Source organism: Mesorhizobium sp. LHD-90, from assembly GCF_030929505.1.
Classification (GTDB): Bacteria; Pseudomonadota; Alphaproteobacteria; order Rhizobiales; family Rhizobiaceae; genus Kumtagia.
Genome location: NZ_JAVFVV010000002.1, coordinates 102,938 through 118,526, shown reverse-complemented (window position 1 = coordinate 118,526; position 15,589 = coordinate 102,938). Strand labels below are relative to the sequence as shown.

Annotated in this window: 17 protein-coding genes; 8 read left to right on the top strand and 9 right to left on the bottom strand. The window is 64.1% G+C overall.

What is annotated here, in order from left to right:
• Positions 1 to 108 precede the first annotated feature (108 nt).
• Positions 109 to 639 (top strand): DUF3280 domain-containing protein, encoded by a 531-nt coding sequence (locus RB623_RS02740; RefSeq protein ID WP_308055222.1) that lies wholly within the window; start codon positions 109 to 111, stop codon positions 637 to 639.
• A gap of 12 nt (positions 640 to 651) precedes the next feature.
• On the opposite strand, the gene RB623_RS02735 is transcribed toward RB623_RS02740, so the two are convergent.
• Positions 652 to 1,017, bottom strand: coding sequence for a nuclear transport factor 2 family protein (locus tag RB623_RS02735; RefSeq protein WP_308055221.1), 366 nt, complete (start codon positions 1,015 to 1,017; stop codon positions 652 to 654).
• 339 nt (positions 1,018 to 1,356) lie between these two features.
• Complete coding sequence (locus tag RB623_RS02730) at positions 1,357 to 3,333, bottom strand: bifunctional 2',3'-cyclic-nucleotide 2'-phosphodiesterase/3'-nucleotidase (RefSeq protein WP_308055220.1); 1,977 nt, start codon at positions 3,331 to 3,333, stop codon at positions 1,357 to 1,359.
• A 225-nt stretch (positions 3,334 to 3,558) separates the two neighbouring features.
• Between RB623_RS02730 and RB623_RS02725 the strand changes: the two genes are divergently transcribed.
• Together RB623_RS02725 and RB623_RS02720 are read left to right on the top strand one after the other, a co-directional pair.
• Complete coding sequence (locus tag RB623_RS02725; protein ID WP_374121630.1) at positions 3,559 to 4,941, top strand: cytochrome P450; 1,383 nt, start codon at positions 3,559 to 3,561, stop codon at positions 4,939 to 4,941.
• Between the two features lie 98 nt (positions 4,942 to 5,039).
• A complete protein-coding gene (locus RB623_RS02720; protein ID WP_308055218.1) occupies positions 5,040 to 5,657 on the top strand; it encodes a 5-formyltetrahydrofolate cyclo-ligase in 618 nt (205 codons plus the stop codon).
• Here the strand turns inward: RB623_RS02720 and RB623_RS02715 are convergent.
• Positions 5,623 to 6,894 carry an NAD(P)/FAD-dependent oxidoreductase gene (locus RB623_RS02715; RefSeq protein ID WP_308055217.1) on the bottom strand — a complete coding sequence of 424 codons (1,272 nt, stop codon included), beginning with the start codon at positions 6,892 to 6,894 and terminating at the stop codon, positions 5,623 to 5,625. The genes RB623_RS02720 and RB623_RS02715 overlap by 35 nt on opposite strands.
• Before the next feature lie 311 nt (positions 6,895 to 7,205).
• On the opposite strand from RB623_RS02715, the gene RB623_RS02710 reads away from it, so the two are divergent.
• Complete coding sequence (locus tag RB623_RS02710) at positions 7,206 to 7,778, top strand: Uma2 family endonuclease (RefSeq protein ID WP_308055216.1); 573 nt, start codon at positions 7,206 to 7,208, stop codon at positions 7,776 to 7,778.
• A gap of 9 nt (positions 7,779 to 7,787) precedes the next feature.
• Here the strand turns inward: RB623_RS02710 and RB623_RS02705 are convergent, their stop codons facing one another.
• On the bottom strand, positions 7,788 to 8,261 hold the full coding sequence (locus RB623_RS02705) for an Lrp/AsnC family transcriptional regulator (RefSeq protein WP_308055215.1): 474 nt from the start codon (positions 8,259 to 8,261) through the stop codon (positions 7,788 to 7,790).
• Positions 8,262 to 8,419: 158 nt separating this feature from the next.
• Between RB623_RS02705 and ald the strand changes: the two genes are divergently transcribed.
• On the top strand, positions 8,420 to 9,535 hold the full coding sequence (gene ald / locus RB623_RS02700; RefSeq protein ID WP_308055214.1) for an alanine dehydrogenase: 1,116 nt from the start codon (positions 8,420 to 8,422) through the stop codon (positions 9,533 to 9,535).
• 51 nt (positions 9,536 to 9,586) lie between these two features.
• Here the strand turns inward: ald and RB623_RS02695 are convergent, their stop codons facing one another.
• Both RB623_RS02695 and RB623_RS02690 read right to left on the bottom strand, forming a co-directional pair.
• Positions 9,587 to 9,859 carry a hypothetical protein gene (locus RB623_RS02695; RefSeq protein ID WP_308055213.1) on the bottom strand — a complete coding sequence of 91 codons (273 nt, stop codon included), beginning with the start codon at positions 9,857 to 9,859 and terminating at the stop codon, positions 9,587 to 9,589.
• Positions 9,860 to 10,199: 340 nt separating this feature from the next.
• Positions 10,200 to 10,670: a DUF1203 domain-containing protein gene (locus RB623_RS02690; RefSeq protein WP_308055212.1), complete on the bottom strand. Its 471-nt coding sequence runs from the start codon at positions 10,668 to 10,670 to the stop codon at positions 10,200 to 10,202.
• A gap of 136 nt (positions 10,671 to 10,806) precedes the next feature.
• Here RB623_RS02690 and RB623_RS02685 point away from each other — a divergent pair, with 136 nt between their 5' ends.
• Positions 10,807 to 11,166 carry a nuclear transport factor 2 family protein gene (locus RB623_RS02685; protein ID WP_308055211.1) on the top strand — a complete coding sequence of 120 codons (360 nt, stop codon included), beginning with the start codon at positions 10,807 to 10,809 and terminating at the stop codon, positions 11,164 to 11,166.
• 287 nt (positions 11,167 to 11,453) lie between these two features.
• Here the strand turns inward: RB623_RS02685 and RB623_RS02680 are convergent, their stop codons facing one another.
• From RB623_RS02680 to sseA, 3 genes are all read right to left on the bottom strand, one after another.
• Positions 11,454 to 12,014 carry an OmpA family protein gene (locus RB623_RS02680; protein ID WP_308055210.1) on the bottom strand — a complete coding sequence of 187 codons (561 nt, stop codon included), beginning with the start codon at positions 12,012 to 12,014 and terminating at the stop codon, positions 11,454 to 11,456.
• 106 nt (positions 12,015 to 12,120) lie between these two features.
• Positions 12,121 to 12,687 carry a GNAT family N-acetyltransferase gene (locus RB623_RS02675; protein WP_308055209.1) on the bottom strand — a complete coding sequence of 189 codons (567 nt, stop codon included), beginning with the start codon at positions 12,685 to 12,687 and terminating at the stop codon, positions 12,121 to 12,123.
• Between the two features lies 1 nt (position 12,688).
• On the bottom strand, positions 12,689 to 13,540 hold the full coding sequence (gene sseA / locus RB623_RS02670; protein WP_308055208.1) for a 3-mercaptopyruvate sulfurtransferase: 852 nt from the start codon (positions 13,538 to 13,540) through the stop codon (positions 12,689 to 12,691).
• A gap of 101 nt (positions 13,541 to 13,641) precedes the next feature.
• Here sseA and RB623_RS02665 point away from each other — a divergent pair, with 101 nt between their 5' ends.
• Together RB623_RS02665 and RB623_RS02660 are read left to right on the top strand one after the other, a co-directional pair.
• The gene (locus RB623_RS02665; RefSeq protein ID WP_308055207.1) at positions 13,642 to 13,962 is read left to right on the top strand and encodes an antibiotic biosynthesis monooxygenase; all 321 of its coding nucleotides are present in this window, start codon (positions 13,642 to 13,644) and stop codon (positions 13,960 to 13,962) included.
• 629 nt (positions 13,963 to 14,591) lie between these two features.
• Entirely contained in the window at positions 14,592 to 15,434 is an 843-nt protein-coding gene (locus tag RB623_RS02660; RefSeq protein ID WP_308055206.1) for a hypothetical protein, read from the top strand.
• The last annotated feature ends 155 nt before the right edge of the window (positions 15,435 to 15,589 follow it).

Here is a 15,589-nt window from a genome sequence, read left to right as displayed (position 1 = left end):
GAGGAAGGACAGCAGGCAACGCGGTCCACATTGGCGCCGGGGCTGGACGATGCTACGATGAAATCCCTTTCCTCAGGCAACAACTGGCGAGGAGACAGGGATCAGATCATGCTCCGACGACGTGCACTTCCTGCCTTATCACTGATGGGCATCGCCCTGCTGTTGACTGCTCAGAGCGCATCGGCGGCCGAACCTGAAAAAAACATCGTCGTCTTCGATTTCGAGATGATGGACACCAGCGCCGCTGCCGGTCTCATCCCGCCCGACGAGCACGACACCCGCTATCTCCGCGAATCCACACAGGCCGCCAAGGATTTCCTGCTGTCGACCGGCGGCTACAAGATCGTCGACCCAAAACCGGCGGCGGACGAGCTCGCCAAGGCCGGTGCGCTCAGGGACTGCAACGGCTGCGAGGCGCCGATCGCCCAAAAACTCGGCGGGCAACTGGCCATGACCGGCATAGTCAATCGGGTGAGCCGCACCGAATATGAGTTGCTGATCAAGGTCGTCGACGCCGGCACCGGCGCGCCCGTGGCGCTCGGCTATTCGGGCCTGCGCATGGGCGCCAACTATTCCTGGCCGCGCGGCGCCAAATGGGTGATGGAAAAGCGCATCGCCGCCAAGCTGCCAGACAAGTGACTTTTCTCGCGCCTATCCCTGTACAAGCGAATGGTGATGCAATGCCAGTTTCCACGCGCCGTGGCGCCGGACGTAGATGCTGCTGCACAGCGCCATGCCGCCCGTCGTTTCGTGGTTCCACCGCGCCATCGCCCGATAGGTCAGCGCCGCGACGTCGTCGGTGATGTTCCTCGCGGTGACGTCCGCAAACGATACCTCCGCCCATCTGCGGTTTTCCGCATTCTCCTGGTGGATCGCATCGACGGCGAAATCCCGACCGACCGCGCCGGTGTCGGGGAACACCAGAATCGCCTCGGCAATGAGATTGTCCCGATAAAGATCCGGATCGTTCTTCCACAATTGCCTTTCGACCTCGAGCAACCTGTCCTTCAAATCCATGCACATTCTCCTGCCAGCGCTCAGTCGGCAACGGGGAAGAAGCGGCGTCCGTCCACCGCTTGCATCCATGTGTCGTATATGGGGCGCGATTCATGCGGAGAGAACCGCAAAGGCCTTGCCGTCCCATCCGGAATCGCCCCGACGCACCGTCGCGGCGCGTTTTCGAAGGGCAGAACGAAGCCCGTCGCGTCGGTCCGCAGGAGCCGATGCGGCAACTAATTGAAATCGCTGCATCTTCTGGACTTCACATGACTTCGGCAAGGCACTCACCGAAGCCAACTTTATCCACACGTTCAGGCACGCCCGCGGTTGGTCGGAACTCCAGGAAGCGATGCAAAATCAAAGCGTTATGCGATATTTGGCAAAGCCGTTCTGGCCTTCGCCGGCAGCCTCGATCTTCACTGCCTTGACGTCGCCGATGAAGTCCTTGGCTTTTGGTCCGGTTTCGAACAGGACGGAGGTCCCCGCCATCGGCTCGAACGTCCAGTTGGCGTCGGCAGACGGGTTGATCGTGCCCTGGTCGATGATGTAGCGCACGATCACGTCGCGGTTGGTGTCGGGCGCCTCGAAGATCACCTTGGACTGGTTGATCTCCGGGAAATTGCCGCCTCCGCCAGCCCGGTAATTGTTTGTGGCGACGACGAATTTCTGTGCGGGATCAATGGGTTTTCCGTCGAACATCAGGTCCTTGATGCGGCTTGACGAAGCGTTGATGACGCCGCCCTTCGGGTCGTATTTCGGGGGCTGCGACAGGTCTATCCTGTAGGTGACGCCGTCGATCACGTCGAAATTGTAGGACGGGAAATCGAGGTTGATCAGCGCCTGGTCGGCTTTGCCGGCCTCGACCGTGTTGAAAATGCCGGCCGACATCTCCAGCCATTCCTTCACCTGCGCCCCGGTGATCTCCACTGCCCGCACCGTGTTCGGATAAAGGTAGAGATCGGCGACGTTCTTGATCGCCACGTCGCCGGCCGGCACGTCGGTGTAATAGTCCGGGCCGCCGCGGCCGCCCGACTTGAAGGGTGCGGCGGCCGACAGCACCGGCAGATCTTTCCACTGAGTATCCTTCAGCAAGTCCTTGATATACCAAGTTTGTGCCTGGCTGACGATCTGCACCGACGGGTCGTCGGCGACCAGCGCGAAATAGGAATAGAGCGGCGCCGACGTCTTGCCGACCGGCCGGCGCACATAGGCCAGCGTCGCCTCGTGGTCCTCCTTCAGCGCCTCGACGATACGCTGGTCGTCGCCGACCGTCGCCTTGTTCTTGTTCTCGACCCGCTCGAAGATCGGCCGCGCCTCGGAAGTCGCGGAAACCACGCGCCATTTCGATCCGTCGCGCTCCAGCAAAAGGTCGATCAGGCCCATGTGCGAGCCCCAGAAACCGCCCATCACCGCCGGCTTGCCTTGCAGGGTGCCGGCGGCGGTGTCGACGCCGGCGAGGTCCTGAAAGTCCTTTTTTCCCGGGAAAACAAGATGTTGGTGTCCCGTGAAAACGGCGTCGATGCCGTCCACGCCGGCCAGGAAGAACGAAGCGTTCTCCATCATCTCGCCCTGCTTGACGTCGATGCCGGAGTGCGACAGCGCAACCACGACATCGGCACCCTCCTCCTTGATCTGCGGCACCCAGGCTTTTGCCGCGTCGACGATATCGCGCGTCACCACATTGCCGGTGAGATTCTTGGCGTCCCACAGCATGATCTGCGGCGGCACGAAGCCGATCACCCCAATCTTTATCGGATGCTCCGCGCCCGATCCGTCCTTGATGGTTTTCTCAACGATTACATAGGGTTTCAGGTAAAGCTTGTCGTCGCGCGGATTGGCGGCGAGTTCGGTGCCGCGCACCAGGTTGGCGCAAACGAACGGGAAATTCGCGCCGGCCAGCACCTTGTCGAGGAATGAAAGGCCGTAGTTGAACTCGTGGTTGCCGAGCGTCGAGCACTCGTAGCCGAGCAGGTTCATGCCCTTCATCACCGGGTGGACATCGCCCTCCTTCATGCCCTTCTCGTAGGCGATATAGTCGCCCATCGGATTGCCCTGCAAGAGATCGCCATTGTCGATCAGCATGGCGTTGGTTGCTTCCTTGCGGACGGCGTCGATCAGCGAGGCGGTGCGCGACAAGCCCATCGTGTCGTTTGGTTTGTCGGCGTAATAATCGTAGGGCAGCACGTTCACATGGATGTCGGTCGTTTCCATGATGCGCAAATGCGCCTGATTGGACTGCGCGCGCGCCGAAAACGGATGCAGCACGATCAGCGCGCCGGTGGCCGCGCTTGCCGCCAGGAACGAACGGCGGGTCAGGGATGGGAAAACGGACATGGTCTCTCCTCAAAGATACGCCGGTAGGAACCCGGAAGTGGCCGAAGTCTCGCGCCGTTCGCCATTCGTGTCCAGCAGTTGGAGCGAGATGGTGAAGCATGACCAGAACGGCCTGCGCATCCTCGATGCCCCGTCGCGCGATTGACAGGCAACCCGGCTTGAACCAGTCTCGTACATCGAGAGGTGAAAGGGGCAGCGCCGGCCGTGACCCAGCTTTCTCCGCAGATCAGTCCAGATTTCACTGCGCGGCGGGTAAAACCGTCCCGCCCACCCGGACCACGCGGCGTTCCGTTGCTGGGAAACATCTTGCAGTTCGGCCGAGACCAACTCGGTTTTCTTACGCAAACGCAGCGCATGTTTGGCGATCTTGTCAGCTACGACTTCGCCGGCTGGCCGACGTTGCTGGTGAACAGCTCCGACGACATTGAGAAGGTGCTGGTGGAGGACCACCGGAACTTCATCAAGAACCGCCTCGTGTGGAGGCACGTCACCGCGCTGTTCGGCCAGGGTCTGCTGACCGCGGAAGGCGATCTCTGGCAGCGCAACCGGAAACTGGCGGCGCCTGCTTTCGCAGGGCAGCAATTGCGAGGCTACGGTCCCGACATCGTTTCGCTGTCGAAAGGTACGGTGTCTGGATGGAAGGTCGGCGAAGTCCGCGACATCCATAACGACATGATGGCGCTGACGCTGCGGATCGCGGCAAAAGCCTTCATGGACTGCGAGGTCGAGCGCGACATCGCCGACATGGACCATGCCGTCCAGGACCTCGTGATCGAGCTGGCCGCGCGATTCAAGCGGCCGGTGAAGATCCCCGACTGGGTGCCCCTGCCCGGCCATCTCCGTTATCGGCGCGCCATTGCGACCGTCGAGCGGATCATCGGCCGCATGATCGCCGAGCGGCGCGCCAACGGCTATCATGGCCGCCAGGATTTCCTGTCGCGGCTGATGGCGGCCAAGGACGAATCCGAGGAACGTCTGTCGGACCGCCAATTGCGCGACGAAACCGTGACGCTGCTGCTTGCCGGCCACGAGACCACGGCGCTGACGCTCTCCTGGAGTTTCTACCTGCTCGGCCAGGATCCCGGCTTGGCGCGCCGGCTCGCGGCCGAAATCGACGAAACACTCGGCGGGCGGGACGCCACCGTCGAAGACCTGCCGCGCCTGAAGTTTGCCGAAAGTGTCATCCTGGAGTCGATGCGGCTTTTCCCGCCCGCCTGGGCGATCGGCCGCGAATCCATCGGTCCGTTCCAGCTCGGCGGTTATGATTTTCCCGCCGCCACGACCATCCTGATCTCGCCCTGGGTGCTCCACCGCGACCCGCGTCACTTCGACGACCCCGAAAGTTTTAGGCCCGAGCGCTGGCTGGACGGGCTGGCGCGCCGTCTGCCGCGATTTGCCTACATGCCCTTCGGCGGCGGGCCGCGCATCTGCATCGGCCAGCGTTTCGCCATGATCGAGGCGGTGCTTATTCTTGCCACGGTCTCCCAGCGTTTTGGCGTGGAATGGCAGCGCGACCGGCCGGTCACGCTGTTCCCGTCGATCACCTTGCGGCCGCGCGAGGGTGTCTGGGTGCGGCTACTGGCGAAGGCGCCGGCTATACTGCATTAGCGAAACCGGCGCGTCCGGCTATATGCGCGTCGCAAACGCAACCGAGTCCGGCAAGCGACCAGCCTAGGCTTGCCGCATTTGGTAGTGGAATCCAGCCTATGCAGGAACAGGTCGACGGAAAGCCGACGCAGCAATTCTCATTGCCCCCCGAAGTGGCGCGCTGGCGCAAGGCGGAACGCGAGCGGCTCATCGGCGAACGTCTCGCCATCCCGGCCGACACGCGCCAGGCAATGGCGGAACGCATCGCCGCCGGACTGAGTGCCTGCATCGGCGGTTTCGAAGACCGCACCGTCAGCCTCTACTGGCCATTCCGGGGCGAGCCGGACCTGCGGCCCTGGATGCGCACCGTGATCGACGGCGGCGGACGGATCGCCCTGCCGGTGGTCGTCGGAAAGGCGCGCCCGCTGGTCTTCCGCGATTATTCGCCCGGCGACCCGTTGGAAAAGGGAATCTGGAACATCCCGGTCCCCGCTTCCGGAGCACCGGTCGTCCCAGACGTCGTGATCGCGCCGCTGGTCGGCTTTGACCCGCAAAACTACCGGCTGGGTTATGGCGGCGGCTTTTTCGACCGGACGCTTGCCGCGCTGCCGGCAAAGCCGCTGGTCATCGGCATCGGCTATGCGATGCAGGCTGTCGCAACGATCCACCCGCAGCCGCACGACATCCCGATGGACAGGATCGTCACGGCGCCGCCTGTCGCCGGCTCCCCTGGGTGATCAGCCGCGCGCTGCGCTGACCGGTCATGTAGATCCAGAGCCAGTTCAGGCTGACCGCGAGGCGGTACCGGAAGCCGATCAAATAGTAGATGTGGGCGATGCCCCACAGCCACCAAGCGGGCCAGCCGGTCATCCGAAACCAGCCGAAATCGATCGCAGCCGCGCGTTTGCCGATGGTGGCGAGGTCGCCACTGTGGTCGTAGCGGAACGGACGCGGCGCGGCATCGCCACTGAGCCTGGTCCGCACCGTTGCCGCGACATGGCGGCCCTGCTGTTTCGCCGCCGGTGCAACGCCCGGGACCAGCTTTCCGTCCTTCCACGCCACATGCGCGGCGTCGCCCACGACAAAGATGTCCGGGTGGCCGGGAACCGAAAGATCCTCCTCCACGAGCGTGCGGCCGGCGCGATCGCTTTCGGCGCCCAGCCACCTTGCCGCCGGCGAAGCGGCGACGCCCGCCGCCCAGATAATCGTTTTGGCGGGCAGCAGCCGGCCGTCAAACGTCACCCCTTCGGCACTGCAATCGGTGACCGGCCGGCCGAATTTGATGGTGACCCCCAGCCTTTCGAGGGCCGTTTTGGCGTAGGCGGAGAGTTCCGGCTTGAAGCCGGCCAGAACCCGCTCGCCCGCTTCGACCAGAACGACCCTGGCCTCGCGCGTGTCAATGTTGCGGAACTCGCCGCGCAGCGTGTCATGCGCCAGCTCGGCGATGGTGCCGGCAAGTTCCACGCCGGTCGGGCCGCCGCCAATGATAACGAAGGTCAGCAGGGCGGCGCGGGCCTGTGGGTCCGGCTCCCGCTCGGCCTTCTCGAAGGCGGCCAGGATGTGCCGGCGAATGGTGGTCGCGTCCTCGATCGTCTTCAAGCCGGGCGCGAACGGCTCCCATTCATCATGGCCGAAATAGGCATGCCGCGCCCCGGTCGCCAGCACCAGCGTATCGTAGGAGACTGAACTTCCGTCATCCAGCAGCACGCGCTTACCGGCCGTGTCGACGCCGACGACCTCGGCCAGCAGCGTGGTGACATCCTTGCGCCTTTTCAGGAGGTGGCGGATCGGCCAGGCGATCTCGGACGTCGCAAGCGACGTTGTCGCGACCTGGTAGAGCAAGGGCTGGAACAGATGGTGATTGCGCTGGTCGATCAGCGTGATGCGGGCGCCCGAATTCCTGAGACCGGCCACCGCTTCCATTCCACCAAAACCCGCACCGACAATGACGACATGGTGTTGCTGCGCGTTCATTGGCGTCACCCGATCCACGGTTTCCGACTCTTCTCACATAGAGATTTTGTGCGCTGCAACAAGGGTCGACGGCCTGCACCGGCTCACGCCATCTCCGGCTTCAACTCGCTTCTACAGGCATAATGCCGCGCCACCGAAACGCGCGGGTTCAGGGCACCGGGTTCGCGTGGTAGCCGGACAGGATCGCGACGCGCTCGCGGCAAACAACTAAGATGTGTCCTTCGAAACTCGCCCGCCGAAGCCCCCGCACTTGAAGACAACAGCGCTGCGGCCGTGATAAAACGTGTCCGTCAACCAGCAAGGATGCCGACATGAATGTCGTTGCAACTCGCGCCGCAGAAGGTTTCCCCCGCCGGTCGTTCACCGTGGCGGAGATCCGCCGCATGGTCGAGGCGGGCATCATCGCCGAGGACGAGAATTTCGAGCTGATCGAGGGGGAACTCGTTCCGATGTCGCCCAAGGGAAACCAGCACGAGGTGATCAAGGCTGCGCTGAACAGAGTTTTCGCGCGCCACGCGCCCGACGAAATGAGGCTGGCGATCGAAACTTCGCTCTATCTCGACGAGCGCACCTTCGTCGAGCCGGACCTTTGCCTCTATCCCAAGCGAATCCTTCCGGAAGACGTCGCGGGCCGCGATGTCCTGCTTGCGGTCGAGGTGGCGGGATCGTCGATGTCCTACGACCGTGGGTTGAAGGCCCGCATCTATGCCCGACACGGCGTTGTCGAACTCTGGGTGGTCGATGCAGCGACACGCGCGACCTGGGTGCACAGACGGCCGGAAGCCGACGGACACTGGGGCATCGTCGAGAAAACCCCGGCCGAGACGCCGCTTTCGCCGGCAGCCCTGCCGAATGTCACGGTGCGAATGGCCGATCTGGACTGACGCGGTCGCTTACGCCATCTCCGGCTTCAGCCCCAGCGCCGTGCGGTCGACGATCTCGCGCAGCGCGAAGGACGAATTGATCTTGGTGACGTGCGGCATGGCAGACAGCCATTCCTTGTGGATGCGCTCGTAGTCGGCCAGATCCTTTGCGGCGATGCGCAGGATGTAGTCGTATTCACCCGACATCAGATGGCAGGAGAGCACGTTGGGGCAGCGCTTGATCGCCGCCTCGAAGTCGGACAGCGTCTTCTCGAACTGGCCGGACAGCGAGATATGGACGATCGCCGTCATCTGGTGACCGAGGGCAGCGTTCGACAGTCTCGCATGGTAGCCGCGGATGACGCCGTTCTTCTCCAGATTGTCGAGGCGCCGCGAGCAGGCGGATTGCGACAGCCCGACCCTCTCGGCAAGCGACGCGTTGGGGATTCGCCCGTCCTTCTGCAGCGTGTCCAAAATTGCGATATCGATCCTGTCGAGTGGCATGGCTCGAACTTTCTTCGACAAACTGTCAGATTCACGCAACGAATAGCGGCCGAAAGCGCAATACGCAATTCACTTCGCAAACTCTTTCGGCCCCGCTGCGCGTAACCTTGCGGAACACAGGGAACAAGCCGTCAAGGCGTCGAGCGAGGAACGAAACCATGCGTGTCGGTTGTCCGAAGGAAATCAAGAATCATGAATATCGCGTCGGCCTGACCCCAGGGGCGGTCCGCGAATATACCGCACACGGCCACGAGGTGCTGGTCGAGACCGGCGCGGGCGCCGGCATCGGCGCCGACGACAACGCCTACCGCGCCGCCGGCGCCAGGATCGCCAAGGCCGCCGAGGAAGTGTTCGCCAAGTCGGACATGATCGTGAAGGTCAAGGAGCCGCAGCCGGGCGAATGGGTGCAGTTGCGCGGCGACCAGATCCTTTACACCTACCTCCACCTGGCGCCCGATCCGGAGCAGACCAAGGGTCTGCTGGCCTCCGGCGTCACCGCGATCGCCTACGAGACGGTCACCGACGACCGCGGCGGGCTTCCGCTGCTCGCGCCGATGTCAGAAGTCGCCGGCCGCCTGTCGATCCAGGCCGGGGCGACGGCGTTGCAGAAGGCCAATGGCGGCCGCGGCGTGCTGCTCGGCGGCGTGCCCGGCGTGCTGCCGGGCAAGGTGACCGTGATCGGTGGCGGCGTCGTCGGCCTGCATGCGGCCAGGATGGCGGCCGGCCTCGGCGCCGATGTCACCATCATCGACCGCTCGATCCCGCGCCTGCGCCAGCTCGACGACATTTTTAATGGCCGCGTCCACACGCGCTACTCCACCGTGGAAGCTCTTGAGGAAGAGTGCTTCTCGGCCGACATCGTTGTCGGCGCGGTGCTGATCCCGGGTGCTGCGGCGCCGAAGCTCGTCACCCGCGAGATGCTGTCGGGCATGAAAAAGGGTGCGGTGCTGGTCGACGTCGCCATCGACCAGGGCGGCTGCTTCGAGACCTCGCATGCCACCACCCATGCCGAGCCGACCTACGAGGTCGACGGCATCATCCACTATTGCGTCGCCAACATGCCGGGCGCCGTGCCTGTCACCTCGGCGCATGCGCTGAACAATGCGACGCTGCACTACGGCCTGCAGCTTGCCGACAAGGGTTTGAAGGCGCTGATCGACGACCATCACCTGCGCAACGGCCTCAACGTCCACAAGGGCCGCATCACCAACCGCGCCGTCGCCGAGGCGCTCGGCTACGAGATGGCCGAGCCGAAGCAGGTGCTCGCCGCCTGACCGTCCGGCTGAACATGCACAATCCCGCCTTCATGGCGGGATTGTGCGGCCCTATGGCGCAAACGGCGCCAAGCCCCCGGGCTTAGGCGCTTCGAAGTTTTCAGCACTGTTTCGCGCTCGCCGTAGCTTGGAAAGTCGCTGCCATAGTGCGGCTTCGGCGGTGACACCCTGCCGAAACAGGCAGATGACATCCCTGGCCAACGCCTCCCGCTGTTCACCGTCCTTTAGCGCCAGGCGACGCTCTTTGCACAACTGGTTGAACACCCTGCGCATGACATTCAGATCGGCAGAGTCGAATACGGCAAAGTATCTGACGAAAGCCACGACGCTTCTCTCCCTCATACGGCCGAAAGCGTGATGGACCCTTTCAAGCGTCCGTGTGCCTCGGTTGGGTGCGGACGACTTGGAACCGTACTCCTAGGCGAAGCGGTTGGCTACGTACAAGGACGTGTGCAACAGGCCCGGTGAGTCGAGTTTGGGCGGACCATTGGTGTTTTTTGCTTCAGAAGCCGGGATTCTTGTTTGGAAAATAAAAAAGCGAGGCTGTCCCTCGCTTTTTTACAATCGACTTTCCGCCAGTCCATCCGTGGTCGGAACCCGATCGGTACTGGAAGCTAAGCCCGGGATCGTTAACAAAAGGTTAACGCCGAGAGTCCTGCCATTCTCACGCCCGCTCGATCCGGCACTGGTAACAATTGTTCTTCGCCGAGCGCACATGCAGATAGGCGATGTCGTCGCGCTCGAACAGTTCATGGGCGCGGCCGCAGATTTTCTGGGTCGGCGTCACCGCGCCGGTGCCGTAGACGATGCGGTCGTCCGCGCCATAACCCCTGACGATGTAGTCCGGGGTCGAGCGGAAGATGTCGGGAAGGACGTCGGTCTCGGGCGCGCGGTCGCATTCTTCCGCGCAGAGGAAGATTGGCCCGGTCTCGGCATAAGGCTGCAAGGCAGGAAACGGCCGGTAGGCCAGGATCAGATATGATTTGCCGTCGGCCACAGTGCGCAAGCAATGGCGGCACGGCACGCCGTGGCCGTCGGAAATCTGCCGCTCGGGAACAAAACCGTAGGCGTCGGCGCCGCCGCGCTGCAGCGCGCGGACGGCATCGGTCGGCAGGGCGGTGAAGCGGATGAGCATTGGCGTCGATCCCGGTTGTCGATGGGTTTGCATCGCACTTCGCCGTATGCATCGCCACCCGATTCCTGCGGGTGGCGTATTAAACCCTCGCCAGGGAAAGCGACAGCTTGCGGCCTTGTCAGTCGAGGAGGCGAAGATGGATCCAGCCGACCTGATCGATCGCTATTGCGCGGTTTGGAACGAAGCGTCGCCACGGATGCGGGCCGAGATGCTGTCCTCCGTCTGGGCCGATGGTGCAACCTACACCGACCCCGGCGTGCACGCGGCCGGAGCCGACGAACTGCTTGACCACATCGCCCGGATGCAGTCGCGCCGGGCGGGTTCGCAGGTCATCCGCACCAGCGATGTCGACCACCACCACGGCCTCGCACGCTTCCACTGGAAGGCCCTCGCAGCGGACGGGACGGTCTTGCGGGAAGGGATCGATATCGCGTTCGTCAATGCGGATGGGAGCCGCCTCGACCGCATCATCGGCTTCTTCGGGTCCCTCGCTTAGAGCGTGTCGCACCCAATCGGATTCATTCTGCCGGTGACGGTTTGGGCCAAGGTCGAGGGCTTCGTCGCAGGTCGGGCTGGTGGCCCGGACAAGACGAAGCCCGACGGATTTGGCCCAAACCGGCCCGGCCCTCCGGGTTTCCGTTTGGCGGCGCCCACGTCGTCGGATGGACTTGGCCGTGCCACCAGCACGACCCGCGCCATCCTCCGCGTGGATCGCCGCGCCAAACGAGAAACAGAATGAACCCGATTGGGCGCGACACGCTCTAGACGTAGTCCCGCGCGACCCTATTGCAGGAAATCGTCGATGCGGCGCAGCGTGACGCGGCGGTTCTGCCAGTTCTCGTTCCGCGTCGGCACCAGCAGGAACTCCTCGCCGTAGCCGACCGTCTCCAGCGCGCGGCGCGGAATGCCGAACTCGCGCACCAGAACGCGGCGCAGCGATTCAGCGCGGCGCTCGGACAGGATCTGGTTGGAAGCGGCGGAGCCGACCGCGTCGGTATGGCCCTCGATCAGCACGGTCGTGTCGGGGCGCCGGCGCAGCAGCCGTTCCAGCGCGGTGGCGATGATCTCGACCTTTCGATACTGCGAATCCGGTATCTCGGCCGAACCGAATGCAAAGTTGATCGACTGGATGTCGATGGAGGGCGCGGCGCGGCGAAGATCCGGGCGCCGCTTGAATTCGCGGACCGTGACCCGCTTTTTGGGCTGCGCGCCGCGCGGTACCGGCGCCTCCAGCTTCCGTTCGATCTGCGCCGCCGACGGCATTCCGCCATCCTGCGCGAGGGCGACCGTCGGGAAGGAAAGCGCGGCAAGCGCGAGAGCGGCGAACTGGCGGCGGGTCGGCATGAGAGAGGTCTCCTTCGGTCAGACCAATGGTCGAGGCCCGACATTGGCGTTTCCAGGCTGAACTGCCGCTGAACGCCTTGTTCAACGAGGATTGGACGACCTCCCGTCAGGCCCGCATCACCACCGCCGCTCTCTCTTCCATGGTCAAGGGATGGACCATCTCGTTAACCTGCCCGACGGGCGAGAAGCCGATCTTCTGGTAGAGCGGCAACGCCGCCGGATGGTCGAGGGTGCAGGTCTGCACGATCACCTTTTCCGGCTTGTACGACCATGCCGTCTCCACCGCGGCGCCCAGAAACCAGCGGCCGAGCCCCTGCCCCGTCGCATGTTCCATCATGCCGAAATAGGCGAGTTCGATCTCCCCGGGCGCATGCGGCTTGATGTCGAAGAATCCCGCCGGCGCGCCGTCGAGGTAAAGCACGCGGATGTCGCGGTCGGGTTCCGCCAGGGATTCCGCCATCTCCTCGTCGGACAGCCTCAGCGCATTCACCCAGTGCCATTTGCGGCCGACGCGGTCGATCAGATAGCGGTAGTAGTGGACGGGAATGTCGCGGGTGCGCAGCAGCGCGATCTGCCGGTTATAGGGCAGCGGCGCGTACCGGCCCGGCGGCTGGTTCATCTCCAGAAACGTCACGGTGACCGGGATGGTTTCCGGCTTCGCTTTCTTCGCCATGTCAGTCCTTGCCGGTTGCCACGGGCGTGTCGCCGCGGCTGCCCCATTCCGTCCACGATCCGTCGTAGAGTCTGTTGTCGCCGTGGCCGACGCTCTGCAGCGCCAGCGTGATGACGGCGGCGGTGATGCCGGAGCCACAGGAGGTGATGACGGGCTTGTCGAGATCCAAGCCGGCATGCTCCAGCTTGCGGCGAAGCTGCTCGATCGGGAGCAGATAGCCGTTCTCGGACAGCGACAGCGCCGGCACGCTTTTGGCGCCCGGCATGTGACCGCCCCGCACGCCCTTGCGCGGTTCGGGGTCCTGTCCCGAAAACCGGCGCGGCGGGCGGGCGTCAGCGATCTGGCTGTTGCCCAAGGCGATCGCCTTGCGCACGTCGTCTATGCCGGCGACACGTTTTGCGTCGAAATCCGTGTAGAAAACATTGGGAGCGGTTTTTGTCGGTTCGGCGGTCACCGGCCGGCCCGCCGCCTTCCAGTTGTCGAAGCCGCCGTCGAGCACGAACACTTCCGGCGCGCCCATGGTGCGGAACATCCACCAGACACGCGGCGCGGTGAACATGCCGGGACCGTCATAAACGACGATCGTGTCGTCGGCCGAAATGCCCATCGAGCCCACATACTGGGCGAAAAGCGAGGGCTTCGGCAGCGTATGCGGCAGATCGGAATCGGGATCGACGACAAGATCCTGATCGAAGAAGATCGCGCCGCGGATATGCGCGGCATCGTATTCGGCCTTGGGGTCGCGGTTCTGCGCTGGCAGATACCAGGAGGCATCGACGATCGACAGGCCGGGCCGGCCCAACTGCCCCTGCAGCCAGTCGGCATCGACGATGAACGGGCTCTTTTCGGGCATGCGCGAACTCCCTGCATCGACCTCGGCTACAAGCTTCTTACATATCGGTGCAGCGCAAAAAAGGGCCAGCCCCGTCAAACACGAACGTCCCTGGAGCAAACATGATCAAGCGAATCTGGAACGGCTACACGACGCCCGACAACGCCGATGCCTATGAGCGGCTGCTCGACAGTTTCGTCTTTCCGGGCATCGAGGCCAGGAAGATCCCCGGCTACCGCTCGATCGAGCTGCTGCAGCGAGTGTCCGGAGACGAGGTTCAGTTCACCACGGTGATGAGTTTCGATTCGCTCGACAACATCATCGCCTTCCAGGGCGCGGATTACGAGGCGGCCTATGTGCCAGAGGAAGCGCGCAAAATCCTGAAGCGCTGGGACCTGCGGTCGACGCATCACCAGGTGCTGCAGACGCGCATCTATGGATGAGACGCCGGCAGCGGCCCGAGCGACGTCGACGATTGGCGGCAAGGTCGCGCCAGCGTCTATCTCCCCTCTTGCGGCGGGCAATCGCATATGGGCCCTCTTTGCCAGATGATCCTCGGCGCCTCGCCTGCGGCGAGACGCAGAGGAACACCCCCACTCCGGCCCTTCGGGCCACCTCTCCCCCTGCCCGGGGGAGAGGAACCCAAGCTGGAGAAGCGTCGGCGTTGCGGCAGCGCATTTCCTCTCCCCCGGGCAGGGGGAGAGGTGCCGAGCGAAGCGAGGCGGAGTGGGGGTGGTGCCACTCCGAGCCGGCGTAGCCGGATCGGACAGGATAATGTCCATATGCGATTGCCCTGCCTTGCGGGGGTAAGGAGCGGTCGGCCGCAGGCCTAGAGAAAGCCAACGATTTGGCTTTCTCAGCGACGAACGCCCGAAGCCCAGAGGGCGAGGCGAAAGCGAGGCTAGGTCGTAGAAAATCCAAGAGAGAGGTTTTGAAAGCTTGGAAGGCGGTTCCCTTGCGCCTTTGGGCGTGCCTGTCAGCATCTGTCAGGACTATTTTCCCAAGACTTATCCCCCTCCCTCTGGCCTGAACGATAATCCTCGTCGCCTGTGCTGGAAAGGAGGTGGCGGCGATGGAGGTCAGTGCGGCAATCCAGAAGAACTGGGAGGCACTGAAGCGTCTTCTGGTCATGCTTGTCGGCATGGCCGAGATGGGCGATGGGGCCACCCTGCCGCGCCATCTCCACCGCGCCATCCTAAAACTGCTGCGTCCGGCCGAATCCGCTGCGCGGCGCCTGATCATCGCCGCGGCGCGCGGCATCGTCGTGGTCCTTCCGCCGCTGCGCCCGCGAAAACCGAAACCCAAGACCAACGAGGCCGAACTGCGCCGCCTCGGCATCGCCGTGACGCTGTCGCCCGATGATCTCAAGCGCGCCGCGGCGGCGAGGCGGGCCGCCGAAAAACGGGCCGCGCGACCGCGCGTAGCAAACCTGTCGCTGCTCGATCCGCTGAAAAATCCGTTCCGTATCCGCCGCCGTTATGTGCCCGCGCATGCCCTGCCGCGTATCACGTCGCTGGATTTCGACGCACAGTACCGCCGCCGCCTGCCTGCGCCGCCGTCGCCAGACGATCCGGTCGACGCGGCGCGGCTCGCCTTGCGGCTGGAGGCGCTGGGCCGCGCGCTCGACGATCTGCCGGGCCAGGCAAACCGTTTTGCCCGCTGGAAGGCGCGCCACGACGCCGCGCCTACGCGGGACAGGCAAGCCCGCGCCGCCGCGGGCGCGCAAAGCCAAGGCCCCGCCACGGTCCGCTTCCGGCGCGTCTCGCCGCTGCGGCGCGGGCGTCCGCCGGGCGGGCGGCTGTCGCGCTACGACCCCACCGCCATCCAGCCGCGCAACATCCGCGAGATCGACGAAATTCTTGCGCACGCACACGCGCTCGCCGTCTACGCGCTGGAAACTCCCGACACGTCATGATGGCGCGCGGCCAGAGACGGCGCTTCTCGAAAGCTTTCAAGCAACTTCATTTCCCGACGGGACAAACCCGGGCGTGCGGCGATCCGTGCTGTCCGCGAGGCCTATCGTTCGTCCGTAGGCGAAGCCGATCGAACCGGATCGGGTTTTGGCGCGAT